Genomic DNA, 23176 nt, shown 5'->3' on the forward strand with positions numbered 1-23176 from the left:
ACCCCTCGCCCGCCCGGTCCTGCGCCGCCACGGCCGGGGTACCCGCGCGCGGGCCGCGCTCCGCTCCCCCGAACCTCGCAACCGCCTGACCCACCGTCACCGGGCCCGTAGGGTGCGACGTATTGATCACCGATGACGGGAGTGGGCGTTATGGGGGGCGAGCGGCGGCGCCGCAGCGGGGTGGTGGGGTACTGGCGGGCGGTGGAGCTGTTCAGTCCGCAGAAGGTGCCCGCCCTCTCCGTCCGGGACCGGGTGTACCCGGTCGAGGCGGGGCGGCCCATGCCGTGGGACGCGGGCCATCCGGTGCGGGCGGTTCCGCTGGAGGGCGGGTACGGGTGGCAGCACGTCGTCTACGGCGGGGTGTTCGCCCTCGGCTCCGTACGCGACACCCTGCTCGACGTGTTCGGGGAGAGCGGCGAGGACCACGACGGCCGGATGGACGGCGAGAGCGCGCTGTTCGCCCTCACCGTGACCGACCGGGGGCGGCTCCTCCTGGACTCCGCCGTGTTCTCCTCCTGTGCCTGGGCCACCGGCCGCGCCGTCGCCCCCGGCCCCGGCACCCCGGGCTGGCTCGACGGGTTCCAGGAGGACGCCGACGCCTGGGGCCGGCGGGCCGGGGCGCTCGGGGACCCCGTCCGGTACCCCGCCGGTGCCGTGGGGGGCGAGGGGGACTCCCCCCTCGGGCCGGGGGTGGTCTCCGCCGGCCACCTGCTGGAGTTCACCGGCGAACTGGCCCGCACCTGGGGGGTCTCCGTCGCGCTGGACCCGGCGACCGTGCGGGTGCGCAGCGTCCCCGTGCGGCTGGACCAGGCCGACGCCGCCGACCAGCAGGACTTCCTCAACAGTTTCATCGCCGCCGACCTGGACCGGGTGGCGGCCGTGCTCGCCCGCGAGGAGCCGGGGGCGGGGCTGGCCGCCTACCTCACCCCCGACTCCGGCTTCGACCGGGCGAACCGCGTCGACCTGCGGCTGCAGCCCGAGGCGGCGCTGGCCGGCGTCGCGCCGGAGCGCACCCCCGCCGGGCGCTGGCCGGCCGACGCCCGGCACCCGCTCGCGCTGAGCCAGCAGTTCGCCGTCAACGCCGTGCACTGCGAACTCGCCCCGACCGCCGGGATCTTCGCCGTCAACGGCCCGCCCGGCACCGGCAAGACCACCATGCTGCGCGACTGCTTCGCCGCCGCCGTCGTCGAGCGGGCCCGCCGCCTCGCCGCGCTGCGGCTGCCGTCCGAGGCGTTCGAGCGGCAGTCCCCGTACGTGTGGAAGAGCGGCGACCACACCCGCACGGTCACCCCGCTGCGGGCCGAGTTCACCGGCTTCGAGATGGTCGTCGCCTCCGCGAACAACGGCGCCGTCGAGAACATCTCGACCGAGATACCCGCCCGCGCCGCCCTCGGGGCGCGCTGGCGCGAGGACGCCGACTACTTCGCCGAGCAGGCCACCCGGCTGCTGAAGGGCGAGCCCGCGTGGGGCGCGGTCGCCGCCCGGCTCGGCAGCAAGCGGAACCGGCTGGAGTTCGTCAACCGCTTCTGGCACGGCAAGTACCGCCGCACCGACGCCGGCGCGCCTGCGCCGCCGCCCGCGCCGCAGCAGGGCCGCCGCGGCCTGCGCGACCCCTGGATCGACAGCGGCAACGGCCTCGCCCACCTCCTGCGGCAGTGGCGCGACACCCCGCAGACCGGCGTGTGGACCGAGGCCCGGAAGCGGTTCGGGGACGCGCTGGCCGAGGTCGAGCGGCTGCGCGGCGAGCGTGCGGACGCGGCGGCGGCGTACGAGGGCCTGCCGGCGGCGTACGAGGCGCTGCGCCACACCCGGGAGGCGGTCGACCGGGACACCGCGGCGCTGGACCGGGCCCGGGAGGAACTGCCGCCGGCCGAGGACGCGCTGGCCGGCGTACGGCGGTCGCTGGAACGGGCCGAGGAGGCGCACCGGGAGCACCTGGCCCGGCGCCCGGGCTTCTCCGTCAGCCTCTTCACCCTGGGCAGGGCCGCCCGGGCCTGGCACGCGGAGGAGTCCGTGGCGGCGGGGGCCGTGTCCGCCGCCCGGCGGGAGCAGGACGCGGAGCGGGCCCGGCTGGACGGCGTACGCGCCCGCGTGGCCGCCGCCTCCGCGCGCCTGGACGGGGCCCGGGGAGCCGCGGAGGCCGCCCGTGACCGCGCCGCGCGCATGGAGGAGGCCGTCGGGGCGGCCCGCGCCCGGTGGGAGGGCTTCGTGCCGGAGGGGGCCTGGCTGACGGACGACCCGCTGCGGGAGCGCTCCGCGCCCTGGTCGGACCCGGAGATCACGCGGGCCCGCACGGAGCTGTTCCTCGCCGCGCTCGACCTGCACCGGGCGTTCCTGCGCTGCACCGCCCGCACCATGTACGCGAACCTGATGGCCGGCATGGACGCGGTCGTCGGCACGGTGCCGGGGACGGTGCCCGAGGCGCACGTGCGGGCCGCCTGGCAGAGCCTGTTCCTGGTGGTGCCGGTGGTGTCGACCACGTTCGCCTCCCTGGACCGGGTCTTCGGCCGGCTGGGGGCACAGGCGCTGGGCTGGCTGTTCGTGGACGAGGCCGGGCAGGCGACCCCGCAGATGGCGGTGGGCGGCGTATGGCGGGCGCGGCGCACGGTCGTCGTCGGCGACCCGCTCCAGCTGGAGCCGGTGGTGGTGCTGCCGTGGACGGCGCAGCGGGCGCTGCGCGAGGAGTCCGGAGTGGCCGAGGAGTGGGCGCCGGGCCGTACGTCGGTGCAGCGGCTGGCCGACCGCGCCAACCGCTACGGCACGCTGCTGCCGGCAGAACTGCCCGACGGCGGGCACGAGGTGTGGGTCGGGGCACCGCTGCGGGTGCACCGGCGGTGCGACGACCCGATGTTCTCGGTCAGCAACGCCGTCGCCTACGACGGCCTGATGGTGCAGGGCGTGGACCCGGGGGCCCGCGAGCCGTACGCGTACCGGCCGGCCAGCAGCTGGGTGGACGTCGTCGGCTCGGAGGCGGACGGGCACTGGATCCCGGAGGAGGGCCGGGCGCTGCGGCGGGTGCTGGAGCGGCTGCGGGACGAGGGGGGCGTGGACCTGGCCCGGGACGTTTTCGTCATCAGCCCGTTCCGGCAGGTGGCGGCGGGCGCGCGGCGGGCCTGCCGGGACCTGGTGCCGCACGGGCGGGTGGGCACGGTCCACACCGCCCAGGGCAAGGAGGCGGACGTCGTCGTCCTGGTCCTCGGCACGGACCCGCGCCGCCCGGGCGCCCGGGCCTGGGCGGCCTCCCGCCCGAACCTCCTCAACGTGGCGGTGAGCCGCGCGAAGCGCCGGCTGTTCGTGATCGGCAACCGCGACGCCTGGCGCGACCAGCGCTTCTTCACCACCCTGGCGGAGTCCCTGCCGTCCCACTCCTGGAGCCCGTCCGGTCACGGCGAAAGAAATTCTTCCGGATAACCGTTATCGGGGCCCCACTCGACGGTCTCCCAGTTATCGGGCAACATCGACCGCCGGTACGGACAGGGAACTTCACATGAGTACACAGCACACGGCAGAGCTGGTGGCAGCGGCCCGCGCGGGCGACCCCCGCGCGCAGGACGAGCTGGTCAGTGCCCATCTGCCGCTGGTCTACAACGTGGTCGGGCGGGCTCTGAACGGGTCACACGACGTGGACGACGTGGTGCAGGACACCATGCTGCGGGCACTCGACGGGCTCGGCACGCTGCGCAGCGACGAGAGCTTCCGGTCCTGGCTGGTGGCCATCGCGATGAACCGCGTACGGGCGCACTGGCAGGCCACGAGCGGCGGCCCCGGGCAGAGCGGGCTGGAGGCCGCCCAGGACGTCGCCGACCCCGGCGCCGACTTCGCCGACCTGACGGTCACGCGGCTGCACCTGTCCGGGCAGCGCCGCGAGACGGCCCGGGCCACGCGCTGGCTGGAGCCCGACGACCGGGCGCTGCTGTCGCTGTGGTGGCTGGAGTGCGCGGGCGAGCTGACCCGGGCCGACGTGGCCTCGGCGCTGGAGCTGACCCCGCAGCACACGGCGGTGCGGGTGCAGCGGATGAAGGCGCAGCTGGAGTCGGCCCGTGTGGTGGAGCGGGCCCTGGAGACGCAGCCGCCCTGTGAGGGGCTGCGGGCGATGACGGGCACCTGGGACGGCCGGCCGTCCGCGCTGTGGCGCAAGCGAATAGCCCGGCACGCCCGCGAGTGCCTGCGCTGCTCGGGGCTGTGGAACGGGCTGGTGCCGGCGGAGGGGCTGCTGGCGGGTCTGGCCCTGGTGCCGGTGACGGCGGCGCTGCTGGCGGGCGTACGGTCCGCCGCGGCGGCCGGTGCCGCCCCGGCGAACGCGGCCTTCGCGGAGGCCGCGACCCAGCTCTCGCCGGTGGTGTCCGGCCCGGGCCGCGCCGCCCGGCGCAAGGGCGGGGCCGAGGCCGGCGGCGAGGGCCCCGACGGCCGCGCGGCGCAGCGCAGGCGCCGCCGGAGCCGGCGCCGGGCCATCGGCGGCGCGGTGGTCGCCGCGTGCGTCGCGGGCGGCGGCCTGGTGTACCTCGGGCAGCTGCCCGGCGCGAAGAAGACCGAGGCGGGCGGGGCGCCCGGCTCGCCGCTGGCCGCCCTGTCGGCGCCCGACTCCGGCGCGCCGCAGCCGTCGGGCTCCGCCTCCGCCTCGCCTTCCGCTTCGGCGTCGGGCTCGCCGTCCGCGTCGGCTTCCGCTTCGGCCTCCCCGTCGGCCTCGGCGAGCGCCGCGAAGACCTCGGCGGCTCCCGCGCCGGCGAAGAGCACCGCGAAGCCCCCGGCCCCGCCGGCCCCGGGCCCGGCTCCGGCGGGCGTGGCGGGGCAGGTCATCGCGCTGGTCAACCAGGAGCGCGCGGCGGCCGGCTGCGGCCCGCTGAAGGAGGACGCGCAGCTGCGCAGCGCCGCGCAGGGGCACTCCGACGACATGGCGCGGCGGGACTTCTTCGACCACACCAACCCCGACGGGGCCGACCCGGGGGCGCGGACGACGGCCGCCGGGTACCGGTGGTCGACGTACGGGGAGAACATCGCCAAGGGCCAGCAGACCGCGCAGGCCGTCATGGACTCCTGGATGAAGAGCCCGGGCCACCGGGCGAACATCCTCAACTGCTCCTTCAAGGACATCGGCGTGGGCATCCACACCGGTTCCGGCGGCCCCTGGTGGACGCAGAACTTCGGGGCGCGCTGATCCGGCCCGCCGCCCCTGCTCCTTTTTGACTCAGAATCCGGGCAAGATAGGAGCTGGAGCGGAACGAGCAGATCAACGCGGGTGAGGTGGGTGTATGCCGAAGCAGGAGCTGCGCCCTCATCAGCGTGAGGCCGTCGACGCGGTCGTGCGCGCGCTCCAGCTGCCCGCCACCGGGCGGGTGCCCGAGCGGGGCCTGCGGACGCAGGTGATCATGGCGACCGGGTCCGGGAAGTCCCTGGTCGCCGTGCGCTCGGCCGAGGAGCTGCGGGCGGGCCGGGTGCTCGTGCTGGTCCCCTCCCTCGATCTGCTCGTGCAGACCGTCGCCGCCTGGCGGGAGGGGGGCCGTACGGGCCGGGCGCTCGCGGTGTGCTCGCTGCGCGGCGAGGACGTGGGAGTGCCCACCACGACCGCCCCGGGGCAGCTGGCCCGGTGGGGGTCGCGGCCGGTGGAGCGGCTGACGGTGTTCGCCACGTACGCGTCGCTGGGCCTGGGGACCATCGAGGGGGCGCACCTGGCGGGGCTGCCGTCCTGGGACCTGGTCGTGGTCGACGAGGCGCACCGCACCTCGGGCAGGATCGGCAAGCCCTGGGCGGTGGTGCACGACAACACCCGTATCCCGTCCGTACGGCGGCTGTACATGACGGCCACGCCCCGGGTGTGGCGCGACGGCGAGGACAGCGAGGAGGCCGAGGAGCCGGAGGAGGAGGCCGGGGCGGGCGCGTTCGCGGCCGAGACGGCCGGGGGCGCCGAGCCGCGGGGGCGCGGCGAGCTGGTCGCGTCCATGGAGGACGATCCCCAGGGGCCGTTCGGCGCCCGCTGCTACACCCTGTCCCTGTCGGAGGCCATCGACCGGGGCGTCTGCGCCCCGTACCGGGTGGTGTGCGTGGACGTCAGCGACCCGGGGTTCCAGTCGGCGGTGCTGCTGGGCGCCGACGGCCGCTCGGACCGGGTGCGCGGGATGCGGCTGGCGGCGCTCCAGGCGGCCCTGGTGAAGGCGGCGGCGGACCAGGGCTTCCGGCGGACCCTGGTGTTCCATCACCTGACGAAGGAGGCCGAGGCGTTCGCGGCGGGGCTTCCGGCGGTCGCGGCCCGGCTGCGGGCGACCAGCCGGTCGGTGCGGCCGGTGTATCCGCGTACGGTCTGGGCGGACTGGCTGTGCGGGCAGCACACGGCCGCGCACCGGCGCCGGGTGCTGGAGGCCTTCGCCGCGGACCGGGTCGCGGACAAGGCGTTCCTGGGCAGCGTGCGGGTGCTGGGCGAGGGGGTGGACACCAAGGAGTGCGACTCCGTCTTCTGGGCGGACGTGCGCGGTTCCATGCCGGACCTGGTGCAGGCGGTGGGCCGGGCGCTGCGGATACGGCCGGGCGAGGGGAAGGTGGCCTCGCTGGTGGTGCCGGTGCTGCTGGGGCCCGGGGAGTCCCCGGAGTCGATGCTGACGTCACGGGCGTACGGGGACCTCGCGCGGCTGCTGGAGGCGCTGCGGGCGCACGACTCCAGGCTGGTGGAGGGCCTGGCCCAGCCGCAGGCGCCGAGCGCGGCGGCGAAGTCCCCGGCGGCGGCCGGGACCGGCACGGGCCCGGGGGCGGGTGCGCGGGCGCTGCTGAGCTTCTCGGTGCCGCGGGATCCGGCGCTGCTGGCGGCGTTCATCCGGCTGCGCGTGCTGAACCCGGAGCACGCGCAGTGGCGGCGGGGTGTCGAGGCGGCCCGGGTCTACGCGGCGACGGCCGGGGACCTGAAGGTGCCGTTCGCGTTCCGGGTGCCGGCGGCGCGGGAGGAGTGGCCGGCGGCGCTGGCGGGGTTCCCGCTGGGGCAGTGGATCGCGGACGCGCGGCGCACGTACCGCAGGGGCGCGCTGGGCCGGGAGCGGACCCGTGAGCTGGAGGAACTCGGCATGGTGTGGAGCCATTTCGACGTGGCCTTCGAGGAGGGGCTGGCGGCGGCCCGTGCCTGGGCGGCCGAGCACGGGCACCTGCTGCCGCCGGTGGACGCCACCTGGCGGGGGGTGCCGGTCGGGGTGTGGATGAAGAACAACCGGGCCGCGGCCCGGCGGGAGGGGCCGGGTGCGCTGCCGCAGGAGCGCCGGGAGGCCCTGGAGGAGATCGACGCGTCCTGGTGCCCGGCGTGGGACATCGGCTGGCAGCGGGCGTTCCGGCTGACCCGTGCCCATCTGGACGCGGGCGGTGCGGTGCCGCTCGGGCCGGGCTCGGTGGTGGTCCAGGGCGAGGACCTGGGGCTGTGGGTGCGCGCCCAGCGGCTGGGCTGGGAGCGGCTGGCGTGGGCGCAGCGGTGGCTGTTGGAGCACGGTCTGGGGCTGTCGCCGGCCGCGGAGGCGGAGCGTCCGCCGCCGCGGCGGAGCCATGCCGACGCCTGGGCGGAGCACCTGGAAGCGGCCCGGCGGTTCCACGCCCGCGAGGGGCACCTGCGGGTGCCGCGCACGCACGTGGAGCCGGTCGGGGGGCGGGAGCTGCGGCTGGGGGCGTGGATCGCGAACCAGCGCTCCCGGGCGGCGGGGCTGGCCCCGGAGCGGGTGGCCGCGCTGACGGAGCTGGGGATGCGCTGGTCCGCGGCGTCGGAGCCGGCGTCCGCGGCGGCGTCCGCGTAGGAGCCGGCGGCCGCCTCCGCGTAGGAGCCGGCGGGCCGCCGGTCAGTGGTGGAAGCCGGACCGGGGTGCGGCGGCGGGGACGGGCTGCGGCGTGGCGGTGAGGTGTTCCACGGCCCGGCGCAGGTCGTCGACGAGCAGGGCGGTCTGGTCGCGGGTCACCCCGTGCCGGATCAGCACGCGCTGGACGACCGTGTCCTGCCGGTCGGCGGGCAGCGGGTACGAGGGGACCTGCCAGCCGCGCATCCGCAGCCGGTCGGAGAGGTCGTAGAGGCTGAAGCCGGCTCCGGCCGGGTCGGTGAGGGTGTAGGAGACGGCGGGCAGGCCGCCCTGGCCGTCGTAGAGCAGGGTGAAGGGCCCCATGCCCTCGATCTCGGCGGCCAGGTAGCGGGCGGTGTCGGCGCAGGCCTGCTGGACGCGCCGGTAGCCGCCGCGGCCGAGGCGCAGGAAGAGGTAGTACTGGGCGATGACCTCGCCGCCGGGGCGGGAGAAGTTGAGGGCGAAGGTGGGCATGTCGCCGCCCAGGTAGTCCACGTCGAAGACGAGCTGGGCGGGGAGCAGGTCGGCGGTGCGCCAGACGATCCAGCCGACGCCGAGGGGGGCGAGCCCGTACTTGTGGCCCGAGGTGTTGACGGAGGCCACCCGGGGCAGCCGGAAGTCCCAGACCGTGTCGGGGTGGAGGAAGGGGGCGACGAACCCCCCGCTGGCGGCGTCCACGTGGACGGGGACGTCCCAGCCGTGTTCGGCCTGGATCCGGTCGAGGGCGGCGGCGATCTCGGCGACGGGCTCGTAGTCGCAGGTGTAGGTGACGCCGAGGATGGCGACGACCCCGATGGTGTTCTCGTCGACGTACCCGGCGAGCTGGTGCGGGCGCAGGCCGGTGGCGCCGGGTTCCAGGGGGACCTGGCGCAGCTCGACGTCGAAGTAGCGGGCGAACTTCTCCCAGCAGATCTGGACCGGGCCGCACACCAGGTTGGGGCGGTCGGCGGGTTTGCCCTCGGCGCGGCGGCGCTCGCGCCAGCGCCATTTGAGGGCGAGGCCGCCGAGCATGGCGGCCTCGCTGGAGCCGGTGGTGGAGCAGCCGGTGCCGACGTGTCCGGGCGGGGCGTTCCAGAGGTCGGCCAGGATGTTGACGCAGCGGGCCTCGATCTCGGCGGTCTGCGGGTACTCGTCCTTGTCGATCATGTTCTTGTCGAGGCACTCGTTCATCAGGCGGTGCACGGCGTCGTCCGACCAGGTGGTGCAGAAGGTGGCCAGGTTCTGGGCGGCGTTGCCGTCGAGGAGCAGCTCGTTGTGCAGGAGCGAGTAGACGACCTCGGCGGGCGAGTGGTCGTCGGGGATCCGGTACTTCGGGAGGACCTGGCCGCTCAGGGCGGACGCGAACACGTCCGTCCCGTCGTCCATGCCGTGCGTGTCCTTCGTCTGATGGAGAGCCATATCGGAACTATAAGGGCAAACCGCCACATATTCCGGCTCCAGGAACCGTGGAGGACCGGTCGTGCGGGGCGGTTTCCGGCGCTGCTTCCGGCCGACTACGGGGTGTGACCCCCTCCATAGGGACCCCCGGTCGGCCGAAAAAATTACCGTCGAGTAGCATTCCTTCCGTAGATCTTCCCGTCCGGGCCACTGGAGCCGGTCCGGACGGGAAGATCACTCAAATGGTTCTATATAGAACTTATCCGGCGTTGTCCGGATAGCGGTCAACTGTCGTACAGGCACTGATAGTTCTTCCGCCATGAACAAGATCACCCGTCGGCAGGCCTTGGGCACCACTGCCGGCGCACTCACCGTCCTCGGCATCGCCGGCGCCACCGCGCACGCCGCCGCCACCGACTCCCGTGCCGCCACCACCCCGGCCGGCACCGTCGACGAGGTGTACCAGGGCCGTCGCATCCAGATATCCCCCGCCACCGGCGGCGGTCACCACGGTGGCCACCACGGCGGCGCCGGGACGCCGACCGTCCGCATAGACGGCCGCGAGCTGCACGTCATGCGCAACGCCGACGGCACCTGGATCAGCGTCGTCAACCACTACGAGACCTTTGCCGACCCCGCCTCGCTGGCCCGGGCCGCCGTGCGCGAACTCCAGGGCGCCCAGCTCGCCCCGATGCAGATGGGCGGTATGTGATGACCGTCCGCAAGAACCAGGCCACGCTGACCGCCGAGGAGAAGCGCGCCTTCACCAACGCGCTGCTCGAACTGAAGCGCACCGGCCGCTACGACCGCTTCGTCACCACCCACAACGGCTTCATCATGAGCGACACCGACTCGGGCGACCGGGTGGGCCACCGCTCCCCCTCGTTCCTCCCCTGGCACCGCCGCTTTCTGCTGGAGTTCGAAGCGGCTCTTCAGGCGGTGGACAAGAGCGTCTCGCTCCCGTACTGGGACTGGACCGCCGACCGCACCTCCCGCTCCTCCCTCTGGGCCGCCGACTTCCTCGGCGGCACCGGCCGCGCCCGCGACGGGCAGGTCATGGACGGCCCCTTCGCCTACGCGACGGGCAAGTGGGAGATAGCGGTCCGCGTCGACGGCCGCTCCTACCTGCGGCGCGCACTCGGCGAGGGCGTCGCCCAGCTGCCGACCCGGGCCGAGGTGGACGCCGTACTGGCCATGCCGGTCTACGACATGGCCCCCTGGAACAGCTCCTCGGGCGGCTTCCGCAACAACCTGGAGGGCTGGCGCGGCGCCAACCTCCACAACCGGGTGCACGTGTGGGTCGGCGGCCAGATGGGCACCGGCGTCTCCCCCAACGACCCGGTCTTCTGGATGCACCACGCCTTCGTGGACAAGCTCTGGGCGGACTGGCAGGCGAAGAACCCGAACTCCCCCTACCTGCCCGCCGCGGGCACCCCGAACGTGGTCGACCTGCGCGACACGATGCGGCCGTGGAACGACGTGACCCCGGCGGACATGCTCGACCACCGGAAGTTCTACACGTTCGACACCGAGCCGGCCGCCGCCAGCCAGCGGTAGTGCAGTTCGGGGCGGCCCACCTGGCCGTACCGGGGCGTTCGGTCCGCGCGCCCGGTGTCCACCAGGTGCTCCAGGTAGCGGCGGGCGGTGATCCGCGAGATCCCGGCCGCCTCGGCCGCCCCCGCGGCGGTCAGCCCCCCGGGCGCCGCCCGCAGCAGCGCCGCGACCCGGTCCAGGGTCGGGGCGCTGAGTCCTTTGGGCAGCTGGGCCGAGGCAGGCGCACGCAGTGCGGCGAGCGCCCGGTCCACGTCGTCCTGGCCCGCCGCCTCACCGGCGGCGGCCCGGAACTCGGCGTAGCGGAGCAGCCGTTCGCGCAGGGTGGGGAAGGCGAAGGGCTTGAGCACGTACTGCACCACGCCCAGCGACACGCTCTCGCGGACCATGGCCAGGTCCCGCGCCGAGGTCACCGCGATCACGTCGGCGGGATGGCCGGCCGCCCGCAGCCCGCGCGCGAAGCGCAGCCCGTGGCCGTCGGGGAGGGTGAGGTCGAGCAGCAGCAGGTCGACGGGGGTGCGCTCCAGCACCCGGGTGGCCTCGGCCAGGGAGTGGACGGCCGCCACGGCGGTGAAGCCGGGCACCCGCCCGACGTAGAGCGCGTGCGCGTCGGCGGCGACGGGGTCGTCCTCGACGACGAGGACCCGCACCGGCCCGCTCACGCCGCACCGCCCGCGAGCGGGAGCCGCGCGGTGAACGCCGCGCCGCCGCCGGGGGCGTCCCCGGCCTCCACCGTGCCGCCGTGCCGCTGGGCCACCTGCCGGACCAGGGCCAGGCCCAGGCCCCGCCCCTCCCCCTTGCCCGACCAGCCCCGCCGGAAGACGTCCACCCCCTCGGGCAGGCCCGGCCCGTTGTCCGCGACCCGCAGCAGCAGCCCGGCCGCGTCCCGGCGCACGGTGACGGTGATCCGGCCGCCCGGGACCCCCGTCAGGGCGTCCAGGGCGTTGTCGACGAGGTTCCCGAGCACGGTGACCAGGTCCCGGGCCGGCGGCACCCCCGGCCCCGTCTCGATCGCCCCGCACTCCGGCGTGACGACCAGCTCGATGCCGCGCTCGTGCGCCTGGGCGGCCTTGCCGAGCAGCAGGGCGACCAGCACCGGCTCGCCCACGGCGGCGACCACCTCGTCGGTCAGCGCCTGGGCGAGCTCGAGTTCGGCGGTGGCGAACTCCACCGCCTCCTCGCTGCGGCCCAGTTCGATCAGGGAGACCACGGTGTGGAGCCGGTTGGCCGCCTCGTGCGCCTGGGAGCGCAGGGCCTGGGTGAACCCGCGCTCGTGGTCCAGCTCCCCGGCCAGCGCCTGGAGTTCCGTGTGGTCCCGCAGGGTGACCACGGTGCCGCGGCGCCCGCCGCCGGCCACCGGCGAGCTGTTGACGACGAGGACCCGCTCCGCGCTTAGGTGCACCTCGTCCACCCGGGGCCGGTCGGCGAGCAGCGCCCCGGTGAGCGGCGCGGGCAGGCCCAGGTCGGCGACGCCCGTGCCGTCGACCTCCCCGCGCAGGCCCAGCAGTTCCCGGCCCGCGTCGTTGATGAGGGTGATCCTGCGCCGGCCGTCGAGCATCAGCAGCCCTTCCCGGACCCCGTGCAGGGCCGCCTGGTGGTAGTCGTACATCCGGCTAAGCCCGGCGGCGTCCATCCCGTGGGTGTGGCGGCGCAGCCGGGCGTTGACCACGTACGTACCCACCGCGCCGAGGGCCAGTGCCCCGGCGGCCACCCAGGCGAGGGCGCTGAGCTGCGCCGCGAGGCGGGCGCTGATGGCCCGGACGGTGATCCCCGCGCTGACCAGGCCGATGACGGAGCCGTCCGCGTCCCGGAGCGGGGTGACCACGCGGATGGAGGGGCCGAGGGTGCCGGTGTAGGTCTCGCTGAAGGTGGCGCCGCGCAGGGCCGGGGCGGTGTTGCCGAGGAAGCGCTCGCCGATGCGGCGCGGGTCGGGGTGCGTCCAGCGCCGCCCGTCCGGGGCCATGATCGTCACGAAGTCCACGCCGGAGTCGGTGCGCACCCGCTCGGCGTAGGGCTGGAGCGCGGCGGAGGGATCGGCTCCGGGGGTGCCGGCGCGTACGGCCTCGCGTACGGAGGGCGCGTCCGCGACGGCCCGGGCCACCGCTCCGGCCTGCCGGCGGGCGGCGTCCTCGGCCTGGTCGCGGGCGGTGGCGTACGCGAAGACCGCGCAGCCGGCGACGACCAGCGCGACCAGCAGGACCTGCATGGCGAAGAGCTGGCCGGCGAGGCTGCGGGGCGGCCGGGGGAAGCGGAACATGGCGCTCAGTGTGCACCGGGCCGTGAACTCAATGAACGCAAGGGTGACCGGGGTCACAGGCTGGGCGATGGTCTCCCGGAACGACCTCACCACCCAGGAGCGCGACATGGCCGCCAGACGCGACAGAACCCACTACCTCTACATCGCGGTGATCGCCGCGGTGCTGCTCGGCATCGCCGTCGGCTTCGCCGCACCCGGCGTGGCCGTGGAGCTCAAGCCGCTGGGCACCGGCTTCGTGAACCTCATCAAGATGATGATCTCGCCCGTGATCTTCTGCACGATCGTGCTGGGCATCGGGTCGGTCCGCAAGGCCGCCAAGGTCGGCGCGGTGGGCGGGCTGGCCCTCGGCTACTTCATGGTGATGTCCACGGTGGCGCTGGCCATCGGGCTGCTGGTGGGGAACCTGCTGGAGCCGGGCAGCGGACTGCACCTGACCGAGGCGGCGGCACGGGCCGGCGAGGCGCAGGCCAAGGCGGGCGGGGCGGAGAGCACCCAGGAGTTCCTGCTGGGGATCATCCCGACCACCCTGGTCTCCGCCTTCACCGGGGGCGAGGTGCTCCAGACGCTGCTGGTGGCGCTGTTGTGCGGGTTCGCGCTCCAGGCGATGGGCCGGGCGGGCGAGCCGGTGCTGCGCGGGATCGGGCACGTGCAGAAGCTGGTGTTCCGCGTACTGGCGATGATCATGTGGGCGGCCCCCGTCGGTGCCTTCGGGGCCATCGCGGCGGTGGTCGGGGCGACCGGGATCGACGCGTTGAAGTCCCTCGCGGTCATCATGATCGGCTTCTACACGACCTGTCTGATCTTCGTCTTCGTGGTGCTGGGCACCCTGCTCAGGGTCTGCACGGGGGTCAGCGTCTTCGCGCTGCTGCGCTACCTGGGCCGGGAGTTCCTGCTGATCCTGTCGACCTCCTCCTCCGAGTCGGCGCTGCCGCGGCTGATCGCGAAGATGGAACACCTGGGCGTCTCCCGCCCGGTCACCGGGATCACCGTGCCGACGGGCTACTCGTTCAACCTGGACGGGACCGCCATCTACCTGACCATGTCCTCGCTCTTCGTCGCGGAGGCGATGGGCAAGCCGCTGGCCCTGGGCGAACAGGTCTCGCTGCTCCTCTTCATGATCGTGGCCTCCAAGGGCGCGGCCGGGGTCACCGGCGCGGGCCTCGCCACCCTGGCGGGCGGCCTCCAGTCGCACCGGCCCGAACTGGTCGACGGGGTGGGCCTGATCGTGGGCATCGACCGCTTCATGAGCGAGGCGCGGGCGCTGACGAACTTCGCGGGCAACGCGGTGGCCACCGTCCTGATCGGGACGTGGACCAAGGAGTTCGACCGCGTCCGGGCCGCCGAAGTCCTGGCCGGGCGGCTGCCCTTCGACGAGACCACGCTGGTGGACGACGGCCACACCGCGGCCGGTGAAGCGGTGGAGCCCGCCGCGCCGGCCGAGCCCGCCGCGCCGGCCGTGCCCGGTCCGGCGGCCGGCCCCAAGGACGGTGTGCCGGCGGCCTGAGCCTCCGGGCCCCGCACACCCGCGGGTTCCGGCCCGGCAGGGCTCGCCCCCACGGTGCCCAGCCCGGCCGGACCCCGCCCCATACGCCCACGAACGGCCGCGAACCGCCACTTTCGGCCATGTGATCTTCAACTCTGCTGCGCTAAAAGGTACTTCCCTCAGGGGCGGCGCGTCTGACATCTTGCGTCCACCACTCGTTTCGTACGGCCCGGTAGGTGCCACCAGCACCGCCGGGCCGTCATCGGAGGACGCATTGATACCCCACATATCCAGCCGACCTCGACGTGCGATGGTGCTGGCGGCCGCCCTCGGCGCCGCCCTCACCTTCGGAGCTCCCGCCGCGCTCGCCGGCACCGCTCCCGTCGGTCCCTCCGGCTCCCCGGCCTCCGCCACGGCGGCGGCCCCCAAGGCTGCGGCCCCGGCTTCCCAGAGTGCGACCTGGGCCGCCGGCACCCGCGCCTACCTCGTGATCACCGCCCCCGGTGACAGCTCGGCAGTGCGCTCGGCCGTGACCGCCAACGGCGGCACGGTCTTCTCGTACTACGACGCCATCGGCGTGATCGTCGCCCACTCGGCCTCCGGCACCTTCGCGCAGACGATGCGCGGGGTCAGCGGGGTCCAGAAGGTCGGCGCCACCCGTACCTCGGACGTCCCGGCCGACGCCTACAACCCGGCGCTGCCCGCCAACCCGGCCCAGTCGACGACCCCGGCCGGCGAGCCGGTCCGCGCCGACATGAGCCAGATCAAGGCGGACCAGGCCTGGGCCGTCAACGCCGGTTCGGCCGCCGTCAAGGTCGGCATCCTCGACACCGGTGTGGACGACCAGCACCAGGACCTGGCGCCGAACTTCAACGCCGCCGACTCGGTCTCCTGCGCCTACGGCAAGCCCGACACCCGCGCCGGCGCCTGGCGCGACGTCGGCGACCACGGCACGCACGTCGCCGGCACGGTGGCCGCGTCCAAGAACGGCAAGGGCGTCGTCGGCGTCGCCCCGGGCGTGAAGATCTCCTCGGTCCGCATCGCGGAGCCGACCAGCTCGCTCTTCTTCGCCGAGAACACCATCTGCGGGTTCGTGTGGGCCGGTGACCACGGTTTCAAGGTCACCAACAACAGCTACTACACCGACCCGTGGCAGTTCAACTGCCCGGACAACCTCGACCAGGCCGCCATCATCGAGGGCGTCAACCGCGCCCAGGCGTACGCCGAGGGCAAGGGCTCGCTCCAGATCGCCGCGGCGGGCAACGAGAACTACGACCTCGCCCACAAGACGACCGACACGGCGAGCCCGAACGACTCGACGCCGGTCACCCGCACCATCACCAACGCCTGCGTCGACATCCCGACCGAACTGCCCGGCGTGGTCACGGTCGCGGCGAACGGCACCGGCACCACCAAGGCCTCGTTCTCCAACTTCGGCCAGGGCGTCATCGACGTCGCGGCCCCGGGCCAGGACGTCTACTCCACGCTGCCCGGCGGCAAGTACGGCTCCAAGAGCGGCACCTCGATGGCCACCCCGCACGTGGTGGGCGTCGCCGCGCTGATGGCCAGCGCCAACCCGGCGCTGTCCCCGGCGCAGATCCGCGACCGGCTGGCCACCCAGGCCAACGACATCCCCTGCCCGTCGGACAACCGCTGCACCGGTACCGCGGCCAACAACGCCTTCTTCGGCGAGGGCCAGGTCGACGCGCTGAAGGCGGTCGGCGGCTCCACTCCCCCGGCCGGCAAGTACTTCGAGAACACCGCGGACTTCGCCATCGGCGACAACACCACGGTCGAGAGCCCGATCACCGTCACCGGTGTGACCGGCAACGCCCCGGCCACCCTCAAGGTCGGCGTGAACATCGCGCACACCTACATCGGTGACCTGAAGGTCGACCTGGTCGCCCCGGACGGCACCGTCTACACGGTCCACAACCGGGCCGGCGGCAGCACGGACAACATCAACCAGACCTACACCGTCAACGCCTCCTCCGAGGTCGCGAACGGCACCTGGAAGCTCCGTGTGAACGACAACGCGGGCGGCGACACCGGCAAGATCGACTCCTGGAACCTCACCTTCTAGGACGCCCAGCCGCCAAGGGGCCGTCGGGAAGCGGTACGTCCGCTCCCCGGCGGCCCTTCGTCGCGTCACCGGGTGCGCAGCACGCAGTCCCCGCAGAGCCCGCCGCCCGGCACCCGGTAGTAGAGGCAGCAGCTGCGCCGTACGAAGGCCACGCCCAGCCCGGGTTCGTGGATCAAGGAGCCGCTACCGGTCAGCGCCCCGCCGTCGGCGAGGAGGCCGCCCGCCAGCTCCACCGCCGCTGCGCCCTCCTCGGCGGGGACCCGGTCGAGCAGCACGCGCAGGGCGCCGACCAGCCCGGAGGCGGCGTTGCCGCGCAGCACCTTGCCGGAGACCCCGTACCGCTCCCGCAGGGCGGCGTCCAGGTGGGCGAGGTTCCCGAGGACGCTCTCCCCGAGGGCGTCGGCGGGCAGGTCCGCGGCCGGCTCGGGCAGCCAGAGCTCCAGCGAGCCCGCCGCGGGCAGCCGCCACCACACCCGGCCGGGGTCCAGGTCCGGCAGCCGCCCGGACAGGGCGGCGCAGCCGAGGCCCAGCGACCACAGCCGGGAGGCGATCCCGAACTGGGCGGTGGAGGCGGCGACCCGCCCCGGGCCGCTGCGGGTCCGGCGGCCCACCTCCTCGACGTAGGGGCCCAGCCGCTCCCCGTAGAGCTCCGCGAGCGGCCGGAAGCCCGGTCCGGGCGGTTCGGCGCCGTACGGGACGGAGAAGAAGGGCCCGACGGCGGCCAGCCGGCGCAGTACGTCGTCCATGTCCATCCCCGGATGTTCTCAGGCGGGCCGGCCGGCGCCGTCGGCGAGCCAGCCGAGCATCGCGGGGGTGGCGTCGAAATGTCCGCCGTGCCCGGCATCCGCCTGCAACCGCAGGCCCGCGCCCGGGATGCGCGCGGCCAGCCACTCGCCGTGGGCGGGCGGGACGAGGGTGTCCAGGCCGCCGTGCCAGAGCCGCACCGGCACCTGGACGGCCGCCGGGTCGAACCCCCAGCCGGTGCCGAAGAGCGCCATGACGTCGTCCACCCAGCCGTCCAGCCCCGGGCGGACCGCTTCGGCGAAGGCCGCGCCCAGCATCGCGCTGACGTCCGGCCGGGAGAGGACCTCCCGCTCCACCTCCGGCAGCGGCGGCAGGCCGGCCGTACCGACGTTCGCGAGGTGCTCCAGGACGGCGGCCCGCCCGGTCAGGGCGGCCGCGGCGCTGCGGCGGTTGCCCTCGTTCATGCCGGCGGTCCACTCCAGCCCGGCCGCGTCCCGCGGCGCCAGGCTCGCCAGCACTCCCGCCCGGGTGACGCGTCCGGGATGCACGGCGGCGCACGCCAGCGCGTGCGGTCCGCCCCCGGAGACCCCGAGCACCGCGAAGCGGTCCAGCCCGAGCGCGTCGGCGACGGCCGCCACGTCGGCCGCGGCGTCGACGACCCGGCGCCCCTCGGACGCGGTGGAACAGCCGAAGCCCGGCCGGTCGTAGGTGATCAGCCGTACGCCGAGCTCGCGGAACAGCGAACCGTCCGGGTGCCGGGCCAGCCGGCTCATCGGGCTGCCGTGGAGGTAGACGACCGGCGTACCACCGGGCACGCCCCACTCCTCGACCGCCAGCTTCCGGCCGTTTTCCAAGATCACTTCGCGCATGACGGCCAACCTAGCCCCGCCGCCCGTGCGCGGCCAGGGCGTTCATCGACGGCGGAACGGGCGCGACGACCGCCACCGCGGAGCAGCGCTCACGGCAGGGTGGCGAGGAACTCCAGCAGGGCCCGGTTGACGGCCTCCGGCTGCTCCACCCCCGGCAGGTGCCCGGCCCGCTCGATCACGGCCAGCCGGGCGTGCGGTACGAGCGCGCACATCGCCTCGGCCTCGGCGACCGGGGTGTAGACGTCGTCCGCGCCGACCAGCACCAGGCAGGGAACCTCCTGGGGCAGGGCGGCGAGCACGGGCCGGTAGTCGGGCCGCTCGGCCCGCCCGCGCAGGGCCGCCGCCGCTCCCCGGGGGTCGGTGGCGCACATCATGGCGGTGACCCGGGCGGCGGCCTCCGGCTGGCCGGTGACGTTGTAGGGCGCCAGCATCTTGTCAATGACCTCTTCGGTATACGGACGCATACCCTCCGCGAGGAGCCGTTCGGCGAGCTTCCGGCGGAAATCCCTGCCGTCCCCTGACTCCGGAAGGGGGGAGGTGTCGCAGAGCACGAGGGCCCCCACCAGACCCGGGTGGCGCAACCGGAGCTCGAGCGCGATCTGCCCGCCCATGGAAACTCCTCCGACGACCACCCGTTCGATTTCCAGGCGGCGGCACAGAGCGGCCAGGTCGTCGGCGAAGTCCGCGAGCAGGGTCCGCTCGCCGACCGCCGGGTTCTCCCCGTATCCCCGCAGGTCAGGGGCTATGACCCGGTAGCCGGCGGCCGCCAGCGCCGCCGCCTGCGGGGCCCACATGGACCGGTTGAACGGGTGTCCGTGGACCAGCAGGACGGGCTGCGCACCCCCGGGACCGAAGTCATCCCAAAACGATGCCGCGCCATTGCCAAATTGGGGGTTCATGAGAGGAGTTTAAGGAGCTACATTGAGCCACTCGCGTTCACCTGACAGCCCGTTGCCTTTCACTCGCGTTTTGCGCGGGGGGTGACGTCAGGAGCGCACACTGTGCAACCACCCCACCGCCCAGAAGGACCGAAGGCTCCGTGCCCGTACCCGTACTCCTCGCGGGCCGCTCCGTGCGGCTCGAGCCCCTCGCCCCCCACCACACCGAGGCCCTGGCCGTGGCCGGGGCCGAGGATCGTACGACTTACGCCTTCACTCCCGTTCCGCACGGGTTGCAGGCGTCCCACGAGTACATCGACCGTGCCCTCTCCGATCAGGCGGCGGGTCGATCGCTCGCGTTCGCCGTCGTCAGAGCCACTGACGGTCGGGTGGTCGGTTCGACCCGCTTCCTGGAACTCGACTACTGGCAGGGTCCGCTGGTGTGGCCCGCCGTCCCCGGGGTCCCCTTCGGTGATCCGGCGACGGCGATCCCCGATGCCGCCGAGATCGGGAACACCTGGCTGTCCCCGGGCGCCCAGGGCACCGGGATCAACACCGAGGCGAAGCTGCTCATGCTGCGCCACGCCTTCGAGACCTGGGGCGTGCGGCGGATCTCGCTGCGCGCGGACGCCCGCAACGGGCGCTCGCGGGCCGCGATGGAACGCCTCGGCTTCACCTGCGAGGGGGTCCGCCGGGCCCATTCGCGGGGGCTCGACGGAGCGGTGCGCAGCACGGCCTTCTACTCGGTCCTCGACGAGGAGTGGCCCACCGTCCGGTCGGTCATCGAGCTGCGGCTCTCCAGCGCCGCCCCGCGCCGCCGCCGGCGCCGGACGCTGATCCCGGCGTAACGGTCCTGCTGCGCCCCGGCCCCCGTCCCGCCCTTCCCCCGCTGGTTCAGCCGAGGAAGGCCGGGGCGAGGGCCGAGTCCGCCAGGCGGACGGGGGCGCCGCTCCCGTCGGCGGGCAGCGTGTACAGGTCGGCTCCGAAGTCGCCCGGCAGGGAGTAGACGAGGGTCCGGTCGTCGCGCCACACCACCTGGTCGTCGACGCTGCGCTCCTCGGCGAGCGGGGTCTCCCGCATCGAGGCCAGGTCCAGCGCGTACAGCCGCCACGGCGCCTCGGCGGGCAGTCCGGGCACCCGCTTCTTGAACACCAGCCGCGTCCCGTCGGGGGACAGCGAGGGGCACTCCAGGTTCTCCCGGAGGGTGGTGACCGTCCGGGCGGCCAGGTCCCCGCGGACCAGGTGGGTCGTGCCGCCGGTGGCCAGGGTCGCGTAGAAGGCCTTCTCGTCGGCGGTGAAGGTCACGCCCCAGAAGTTCACGTCGGCGTTGCGGTACTCCTTGCCGTCCTTGAGGACCGTGAAGTCCTCCAGGGAGGCGTCCAGCTTCCCGGTGCGCAGGTCGAGCAGCGAGGTGCGGGTGGAGAAGTCCGTGCCCGCGTACGAGTCCCCGCCGACGAAGACGGTCCAGGCGGCGAGGCGCCCGCCGGGCGAGACCCGGGCGCGGGTGGGGATCCCGGCGAGCGGGTGCGTCGACACCTCCTTGAGGGCGGCGTCGAGGACGACGGCCCGGTAGCTCTCCTGGACCCCGCCCTTGTCCGCCCGCAGGCAGATTCCGGTGCCGGCCGCGGCGTGGAAGCGCAGGCAGCTGACGCCGGAGGCGGTACGGGGACCCCCGGGCGCGTCGGCCGGGACGGTGGCGAGCTCGTCGCGGTGCGGGCCCCAGGCCATGTTCCGGAAGACCATCCGGCTGCCGCCGCCCGGGGCCAGGGACACCTCGCCCGGGGTGACCCGTGGCCCGCCGGCGCGGGCCTGGTCCTTCTCCGCGGCGCGCGAGGAGGCCCGCACGACGGCGGACACCCCCACCCCGGCGAGCAGCAGGACGGCGGTGAACAGGATCAGGATCCGGCGCTGGAGGGTCATGGGGGCCTTTCGGGGACGGGGGGATCAGGCCTGCGGGGCGGCGGCGGGCCGCAGCCACAGGCATCCGGCGAGGGCCGCGGCGAGCAGGACCGCGGCGACGGCGAGGGCGGGCCGGGCACCCCAGAGGGTCCAGGCGGCGCCGAAGCCGAGGGAGGCGGCGAACCGGGCGAGTGCCTGGCCGGTCTGGACGAGGGCGAGCCCGCCGCCCCGGTGTTCCTCGGGGACGGCTCCGGCGGCCTCGGCCATGAGCACCCCGTCGGTGGCGGCGTAGAAGCCGCCGTGCAGCAGGAGCACCGCGTAGGGCAGCACCGGGTGCTGGGCGCCGGTGAGCAGCAGGGCGTACACGGCGAGCAGGGCGAGGTGGCCGCCGAGGAAGACGGTGCGGCGGCCGGCGCGGTCGGCGAGCCGGCCCAGCGGCAGGGCCAGCAGGAAGAACGCGGCGGCGGTGCCCAGCGGGAGGAGCGCGAACCAGCGGTCGGCGATCCCCGCGGCCCGTTGCAGCAGCAGGAAGACGAAGGCGTCGCTGACGGTGCACAGGCCCAGCAGGAGGGCGCAGAGGCCGGTCCGGCGCAGGTCGCGGACGCGCAGCAGGCCGAGGGCGCCGCGCAGGGAGACGGGGGCGGCCGTGGCGGGGGTGGTGCGCCGGCCGGGTACGAAGAGGACGAGCACCAGGACGCCGAGCGCGGCCACGCAGGCGCTGACGGTGAAGACGGCGTCGTAGCCGTCGGCGGCGCCGCGCAGGATCAGGAAGGCGAGGACCGGTCCGATCAGGGCGCCGGCGGTGTCCATCGCGCGGTGGACGCCGAAGGCGCGGCCGCGTTCGGCGGGGGCGGCGGCCAGGGAGATCAGCGCGTCGCGGGGGGCGGTGCGCAGGCCCTTGCCGGTGCGGTCGAGGGCGAGGACGGCGCCGATGGCGGGCAGGGTGTGGGCGAGCAGCAGCAGCGGCTTGCACAGGGCGGAGAGGCCGTAGCCGATCCCGGCGAGCGCCTTGTGGCGGCCGAGGCGGTCGCCGAGGTGGCCGCCGGTGAGCCGGACCAGGGCGCTGACGCCGTTGTAGAGGCCGTCGAGCAGGCCGAAGCCGAGGGGGCTGAGCCCGAGTCCGGCGACGAGGTAGAGCGGGAGCACGGCCGTGACCATCTCGGAGGAGACGTCGGTGATCAGGGAGACGGTGCCGAGGGCGAGGACCGTGGGGGCGAGGGCGGCGCGCCGCCCCGGGCTGTGGGTCCCCCCAGCGGTGGCTGGAGGAGTGCCCGGGGCGGCGGCCTGCGGCTCGGCCGGGGCGGGGGTACCGCGACTGTCCGCGACGTACATGGTCAGGAGGCCCAGATCCCCGTGATGTCCTTGGCGGTGGCGGCGTTCCCGGCGTGGGTGGTCAGCCCGGCCAGGCCCTCCAGGGTCCGCAGCACGTCGTAGTGGTTGTAGGTGGTGGAGGAGGTGGAGCCGGGGGTGACGGGCTGGCCGTAGAGGACGGTCGGGATCTTGTTGCCGGCGAGCCGGTTGTCCTCGTCGAAGGTGACGACGAGGAGGCTGTTGTGGGTCTTGGCCCAGTCCGCGTAGGCCTTGAGGTTGTTCTTGAGCCAGGTGTCGCCGGTGCCGACGGAGCAGTCGTGCATGTCGTTGCACAGGTCGGGGACGACGAAGGACACCTTGGGGAGGGTGGTGAAGTCGGTGGGGAACTGGGCCATCGTCTTCGCCGTGCCGGTGGGCACGTTGGAGAAGGCGAACCAGGGGTTGTGCTTGCGGGCGTACCTGCCGCTGGAGCAGGTGGTGGAGCCCTGGCTGGGCAGGCCCTCGTTGTAGCTGCCCCAGCTCTTGCCGGCGGCTATCAGCTCGGAGGCGAGGTTGGGGGCGGAGCTGAAGCCGGGGGTGTAGCAGCTGTCGCCGGTGACGCCCTGGTTGGAGCCGGAGAACAGCTGGAGGTAGTTGGGCTGGCTGGGGTGGGTGATGCCGTAGGAGTTGGTGAGGTTGGCACCCCCGGCCTTGAGGGAGTTGATGTAGGGGGCGCTGGAGCTGCCGACGACCTGGTTGTAGGCGTGGTTCTCGAAGACCACGACGACGGTGTGGTCGGGGGCGGGCAGGCCGGCCGCGTGCGCGGGCTGGGCCGTGCCGATGCCGGCCCAGAGCGCGGCTCCGGCGGCGGTGGCGCCGAAGGCGGTGGCGAGGGCGGTCCTGCGGCGAGGTCGTGAAATGGTCATGCCAAACATGGGGACGTACCTCCGGG

17 protein-coding genes are annotated in these 23176 nt (G+C 74.5%); 8 read left to right on the top strand and 9 right to left on the bottom strand.

Translation table 11 applies throughout. The features are described from left to right. Positions 1–150 precede the first annotated feature (150 nt). The 3 genes from ABD973_RS02155 (at position 151) to ABD973_RS02165 (ending at position 7757) form a co-directional block, all read left to right on the top strand. Positions 151–3411, top strand: coding sequence for a DEAD/DEAH box helicase (locus ABD973_RS02155; RefSeq protein ID WP_345498019.1), 3261 nt, complete (start codon positions 151–153; stop codon positions 3409–3411). A 76-nt stretch (positions 3412–3487) separates the two neighbouring features. After that, the gene (locus tag ABD973_RS02160) at positions 3488–5155 is read left to right on the top strand and encodes a sigma-70 family RNA polymerase sigma factor (protein ID WP_345498021.1); all 1668 of its coding nucleotides are present in this window, start codon (positions 3488–3490) and stop codon (positions 5153–5155) included. A 94-nt stretch (positions 5156–5249) separates the two neighbouring features. Further along, entirely contained in the window at positions 5250–7757 is a 2508-nt protein-coding gene (locus tag ABD973_RS02165; RefSeq protein WP_345498023.1) for a DEAD/DEAH box helicase, read from the top strand. 42 nt (positions 7758–7799) lie between these two features. Here the strand turns inward: ABD973_RS02165 and gad are convergent, their stop codons facing one another. Next, positions 7800–9191: a glutamate decarboxylase gene (gene gad / locus ABD973_RS02170; RefSeq protein ID WP_345498025.1), complete on the bottom strand. Its 1392-nt coding sequence runs from the start codon at positions 9189–9191 to the stop codon at positions 7800–7802. 298 nt (positions 9192–9489) lie between these two features. Between gad and melC1 the strand changes: the two genes are divergently transcribed. Together melC1 and melC2 are read left to right on the top strand one after the other, a co-directional pair. After that, positions 9490–9882, top strand: a complete 393-nt coding sequence (gene melC1, locus ABD973_RS02175) for an apotyrosinase chaperone MelC1 (RefSeq protein ID WP_125602627.1) — start codon at positions 9490–9492, stop codon at positions 9880–9882. After that, a complete protein-coding gene (gene melC2 / locus ABD973_RS02180; RefSeq protein ID WP_125823468.1) occupies positions 9882–10727 on the top strand; it encodes a tyrosinase MelC2 in 846 nt (281 codons plus the stop codon). The genes melC1 and melC2 overlap by 1 nt, the downstream gene beginning before the upstream one ends. Here the strand turns inward: melC2 and ABD973_RS02185 are convergent. Together ABD973_RS02185 and ABD973_RS02190 are read right to left on the bottom strand one after the other, a co-directional pair. Continuing rightward, a complete protein-coding gene (locus ABD973_RS02185; protein ID WP_125602623.1) occupies positions 10685–11383 on the bottom strand; it encodes a response regulator in 699 nt (232 codons plus the stop codon). The two genes, melC2 and ABD973_RS02185, sit on opposite strands and share 43 nt — an antisense overlap. Then, positions 11380–12978, bottom strand: a complete 1599-nt coding sequence (locus tag ABD973_RS02190) for a sensor histidine kinase (protein WP_386382109.1) — start codon at positions 12976–12978, stop codon at positions 11380–11382. The genes ABD973_RS02185 and ABD973_RS02190 overlap by 4 nt, the downstream gene beginning before the upstream one ends. Positions 12979–13084: 106 nt before the next feature. Here ABD973_RS02190 and ABD973_RS02195 point away from each other — a divergent pair, with 106 nt between their 5' ends. Together ABD973_RS02195 and ABD973_RS02200 are read left to right on the top strand one after the other, a co-directional pair. Next, on the top strand, positions 13085–14482 hold the full coding sequence (locus ABD973_RS02195) for a cation:dicarboxylate symporter family transporter (RefSeq protein WP_345504432.1): 1398 nt from the start codon (positions 13085–13087) through the stop codon (positions 14480–14482). A 292-nt stretch (positions 14483–14774) separates the two neighbouring features. After that, positions 14775–16544, top strand: coding sequence for a S8 family serine peptidase (locus ABD973_RS02200; protein ID WP_125824301.1), 1770 nt, complete (start codon positions 14775–14777; stop codon positions 16542–16544). A gap of 65 nt (positions 16545–16609) precedes the next feature. Here the strand turns inward: ABD973_RS02200 and ABD973_RS02205 are convergent, their stop codons facing one another. The 3 genes from ABD973_RS02205 to ABD973_RS02215 all read right to left on the bottom strand — a co-directional run bounded on the left by ABD973_RS02205 (position 16610) and on the right by ABD973_RS02215 (position 19056). Then, on the bottom strand, positions 16610–17296 hold the full coding sequence (locus ABD973_RS02205; RefSeq protein ID WP_345498032.1) for a (2Fe-2S)-binding protein: 687 nt from the start codon (positions 17294–17296) through the stop codon (positions 16610–16612). Between the two features lie 12 nt (positions 17297–17308). Continuing rightward, the gene (locus ABD973_RS02210) at positions 17309–18157 is read right to left on the bottom strand and encodes an alpha/beta fold hydrolase (protein WP_345498034.1); all 849 of its coding nucleotides are present in this window, start codon (positions 18155–18157) and stop codon (positions 17309–17311) included. An 89-nt stretch (positions 18158–18246) separates the two neighbouring features. Beyond that, the gene (locus ABD973_RS02215; RefSeq protein ID WP_345498036.1) at positions 18247–19056 is read right to left on the bottom strand and encodes an alpha/beta fold hydrolase; all 810 of its coding nucleotides are present in this window, start codon (positions 19054–19056) and stop codon (positions 18247–18249) included. A gap of 140 nt (positions 19057–19196) precedes the next feature. Between ABD973_RS02215 and ABD973_RS02220 the strand changes: the two genes are divergently transcribed. Next, positions 19197–19883 carry a GNAT family N-acetyltransferase gene (locus tag ABD973_RS02220; protein ID WP_125603023.1) on the top strand — a complete coding sequence of 229 codons (687 nt, stop codon included), beginning with the start codon at positions 19197–19199 and terminating at the stop codon, positions 19881–19883. A gap of 46 nt (positions 19884–19929) precedes the next feature. Here the strand turns inward: ABD973_RS02220 and ABD973_RS02225 are convergent, their stop codons facing one another. From ABD973_RS02225 to ABD973_RS02235, 3 genes are read right to left on the bottom strand one after another with little or no spacing between them, the layout of a single operon-like run. Further along, positions 19930–20955 carry a TolB family protein gene (locus ABD973_RS02225; protein WP_345498039.1) on the bottom strand — a complete coding sequence of 342 codons (1026 nt, stop codon included), beginning with the start codon at positions 20953–20955 and terminating at the stop codon, positions 19930–19932. 24 nt (positions 20956–20979) lie between these two features. Beyond that, entirely contained in the window at positions 20980–22266 is a 1287-nt protein-coding gene (locus ABD973_RS02230; RefSeq protein WP_125823463.1) for an MFS transporter, read from the bottom strand. Positions 22267–22268: 2 nt separating this feature from the next. Continuing rightward, entirely contained in the window at positions 22269–23159 is an 891-nt protein-coding gene (locus ABD973_RS02235; RefSeq protein WP_125823462.1) for an alkaline phosphatase family protein, read from the bottom strand. Between the last annotated feature and the right edge of the window lie 17 nt (positions 23160–23176).

Origin of the sequence: Streptomyces racemochromogenes, from assembly GCF_039535215.1 — a bacterium.
GTDB classification, from domain to species: domain Bacteria; phylum Actinomycetota; class Actinomycetes; order Streptomycetales; family Streptomycetaceae; genus Streptomyces; species Streptomyces racemochromogenes.

Coding starts and splice junctions, on each gene's coding strand:
- ABD973_RS02155 (WP_345498019.1), top strand. CDS start 151: ATGGGGGGCGAGCGGCGGCGCCGCAGCGGGGTGGTGGGGTACTGGCGG.
- ABD973_RS02160 (WP_345498021.1), top strand. CDS start 3,488: ATGAGTACACAGCACACGGCAGAGCTGGTGGCAGCGGCCCGCGCGGGC.
- ABD973_RS02165 (WP_345498023.1), top strand. CDS start 5,250: ATGCCGAAGCAGGAGCTGCGCCCTCATCAGCGTGAGGCCGTCGACGCG.
- gad (WP_345498025.1), bottom strand. CDS start 9,191: ATGGCTCTCCATCAGACGAAGGACACGCACGGCATGGACGACGGGACG.
- melC1 (WP_125602627.1), top strand. CDS start 9,490: ATGAACAAGATCACCCGTCGGCAGGCCTTGGGCACCACTGCCGGCGCA.
- melC2 (WP_125823468.1), top strand. CDS start 9,882: ATGACCGTCCGCAAGAACCAGGCCACGCTGACCGCCGAGGAGAAGCGC.
- ABD973_RS02190 (WP_386382109.1), bottom strand. CDS start 12,978: ATGTTCCGCTTCCCCCGGCCGCCCCGCAGCCTCGCCGGCCAGCTCTTC.
- ABD973_RS02195 (WP_345504432.1), top strand. CDS start 13,085: ATGGCCGCCAGACGCGACAGAACCCACTACCTCTACATCGCGGTGATC.
- ABD973_RS02205 (WP_345498032.1), bottom strand. CDS start 17,296: ATGGACATGGACGACGTACTGCGCCGGCTGGCCGCCGTCGGGCCCTTC.
- ABD973_RS02210 (WP_345498034.1), bottom strand. CDS start 18,157: ATGCGCGAAGTGATCTTGGAAAACGGCCGGAAGCTGGCGGTCGAGGAG.
- ABD973_RS02215 (WP_345498036.1), bottom strand. CDS start 19,056: ATGAACCCCCAATTTGGCAATGGCGCGGCATCGTTTTGGGATGACTTC.
- ABD973_RS02225 (WP_345498039.1), bottom strand. CDS start 20,955: ATGACCCTCCAGCGCCGGATCCTGATCCTGTTCACCGCCGTCCTGCTG.
- ABD973_RS02230 (WP_125823463.1), bottom strand. CDS start 22,266: ATGTACGTCGCGGACAGTCGCGGTACCCCCGCCCCGGCCGAGCCGCAG.
- ABD973_RS02235 (WP_125823462.1), bottom strand. CDS start 23,159: ATGTTTGGCATGACCATTTCACGACCTCGCCGCAGGACCGCCCTCGCC.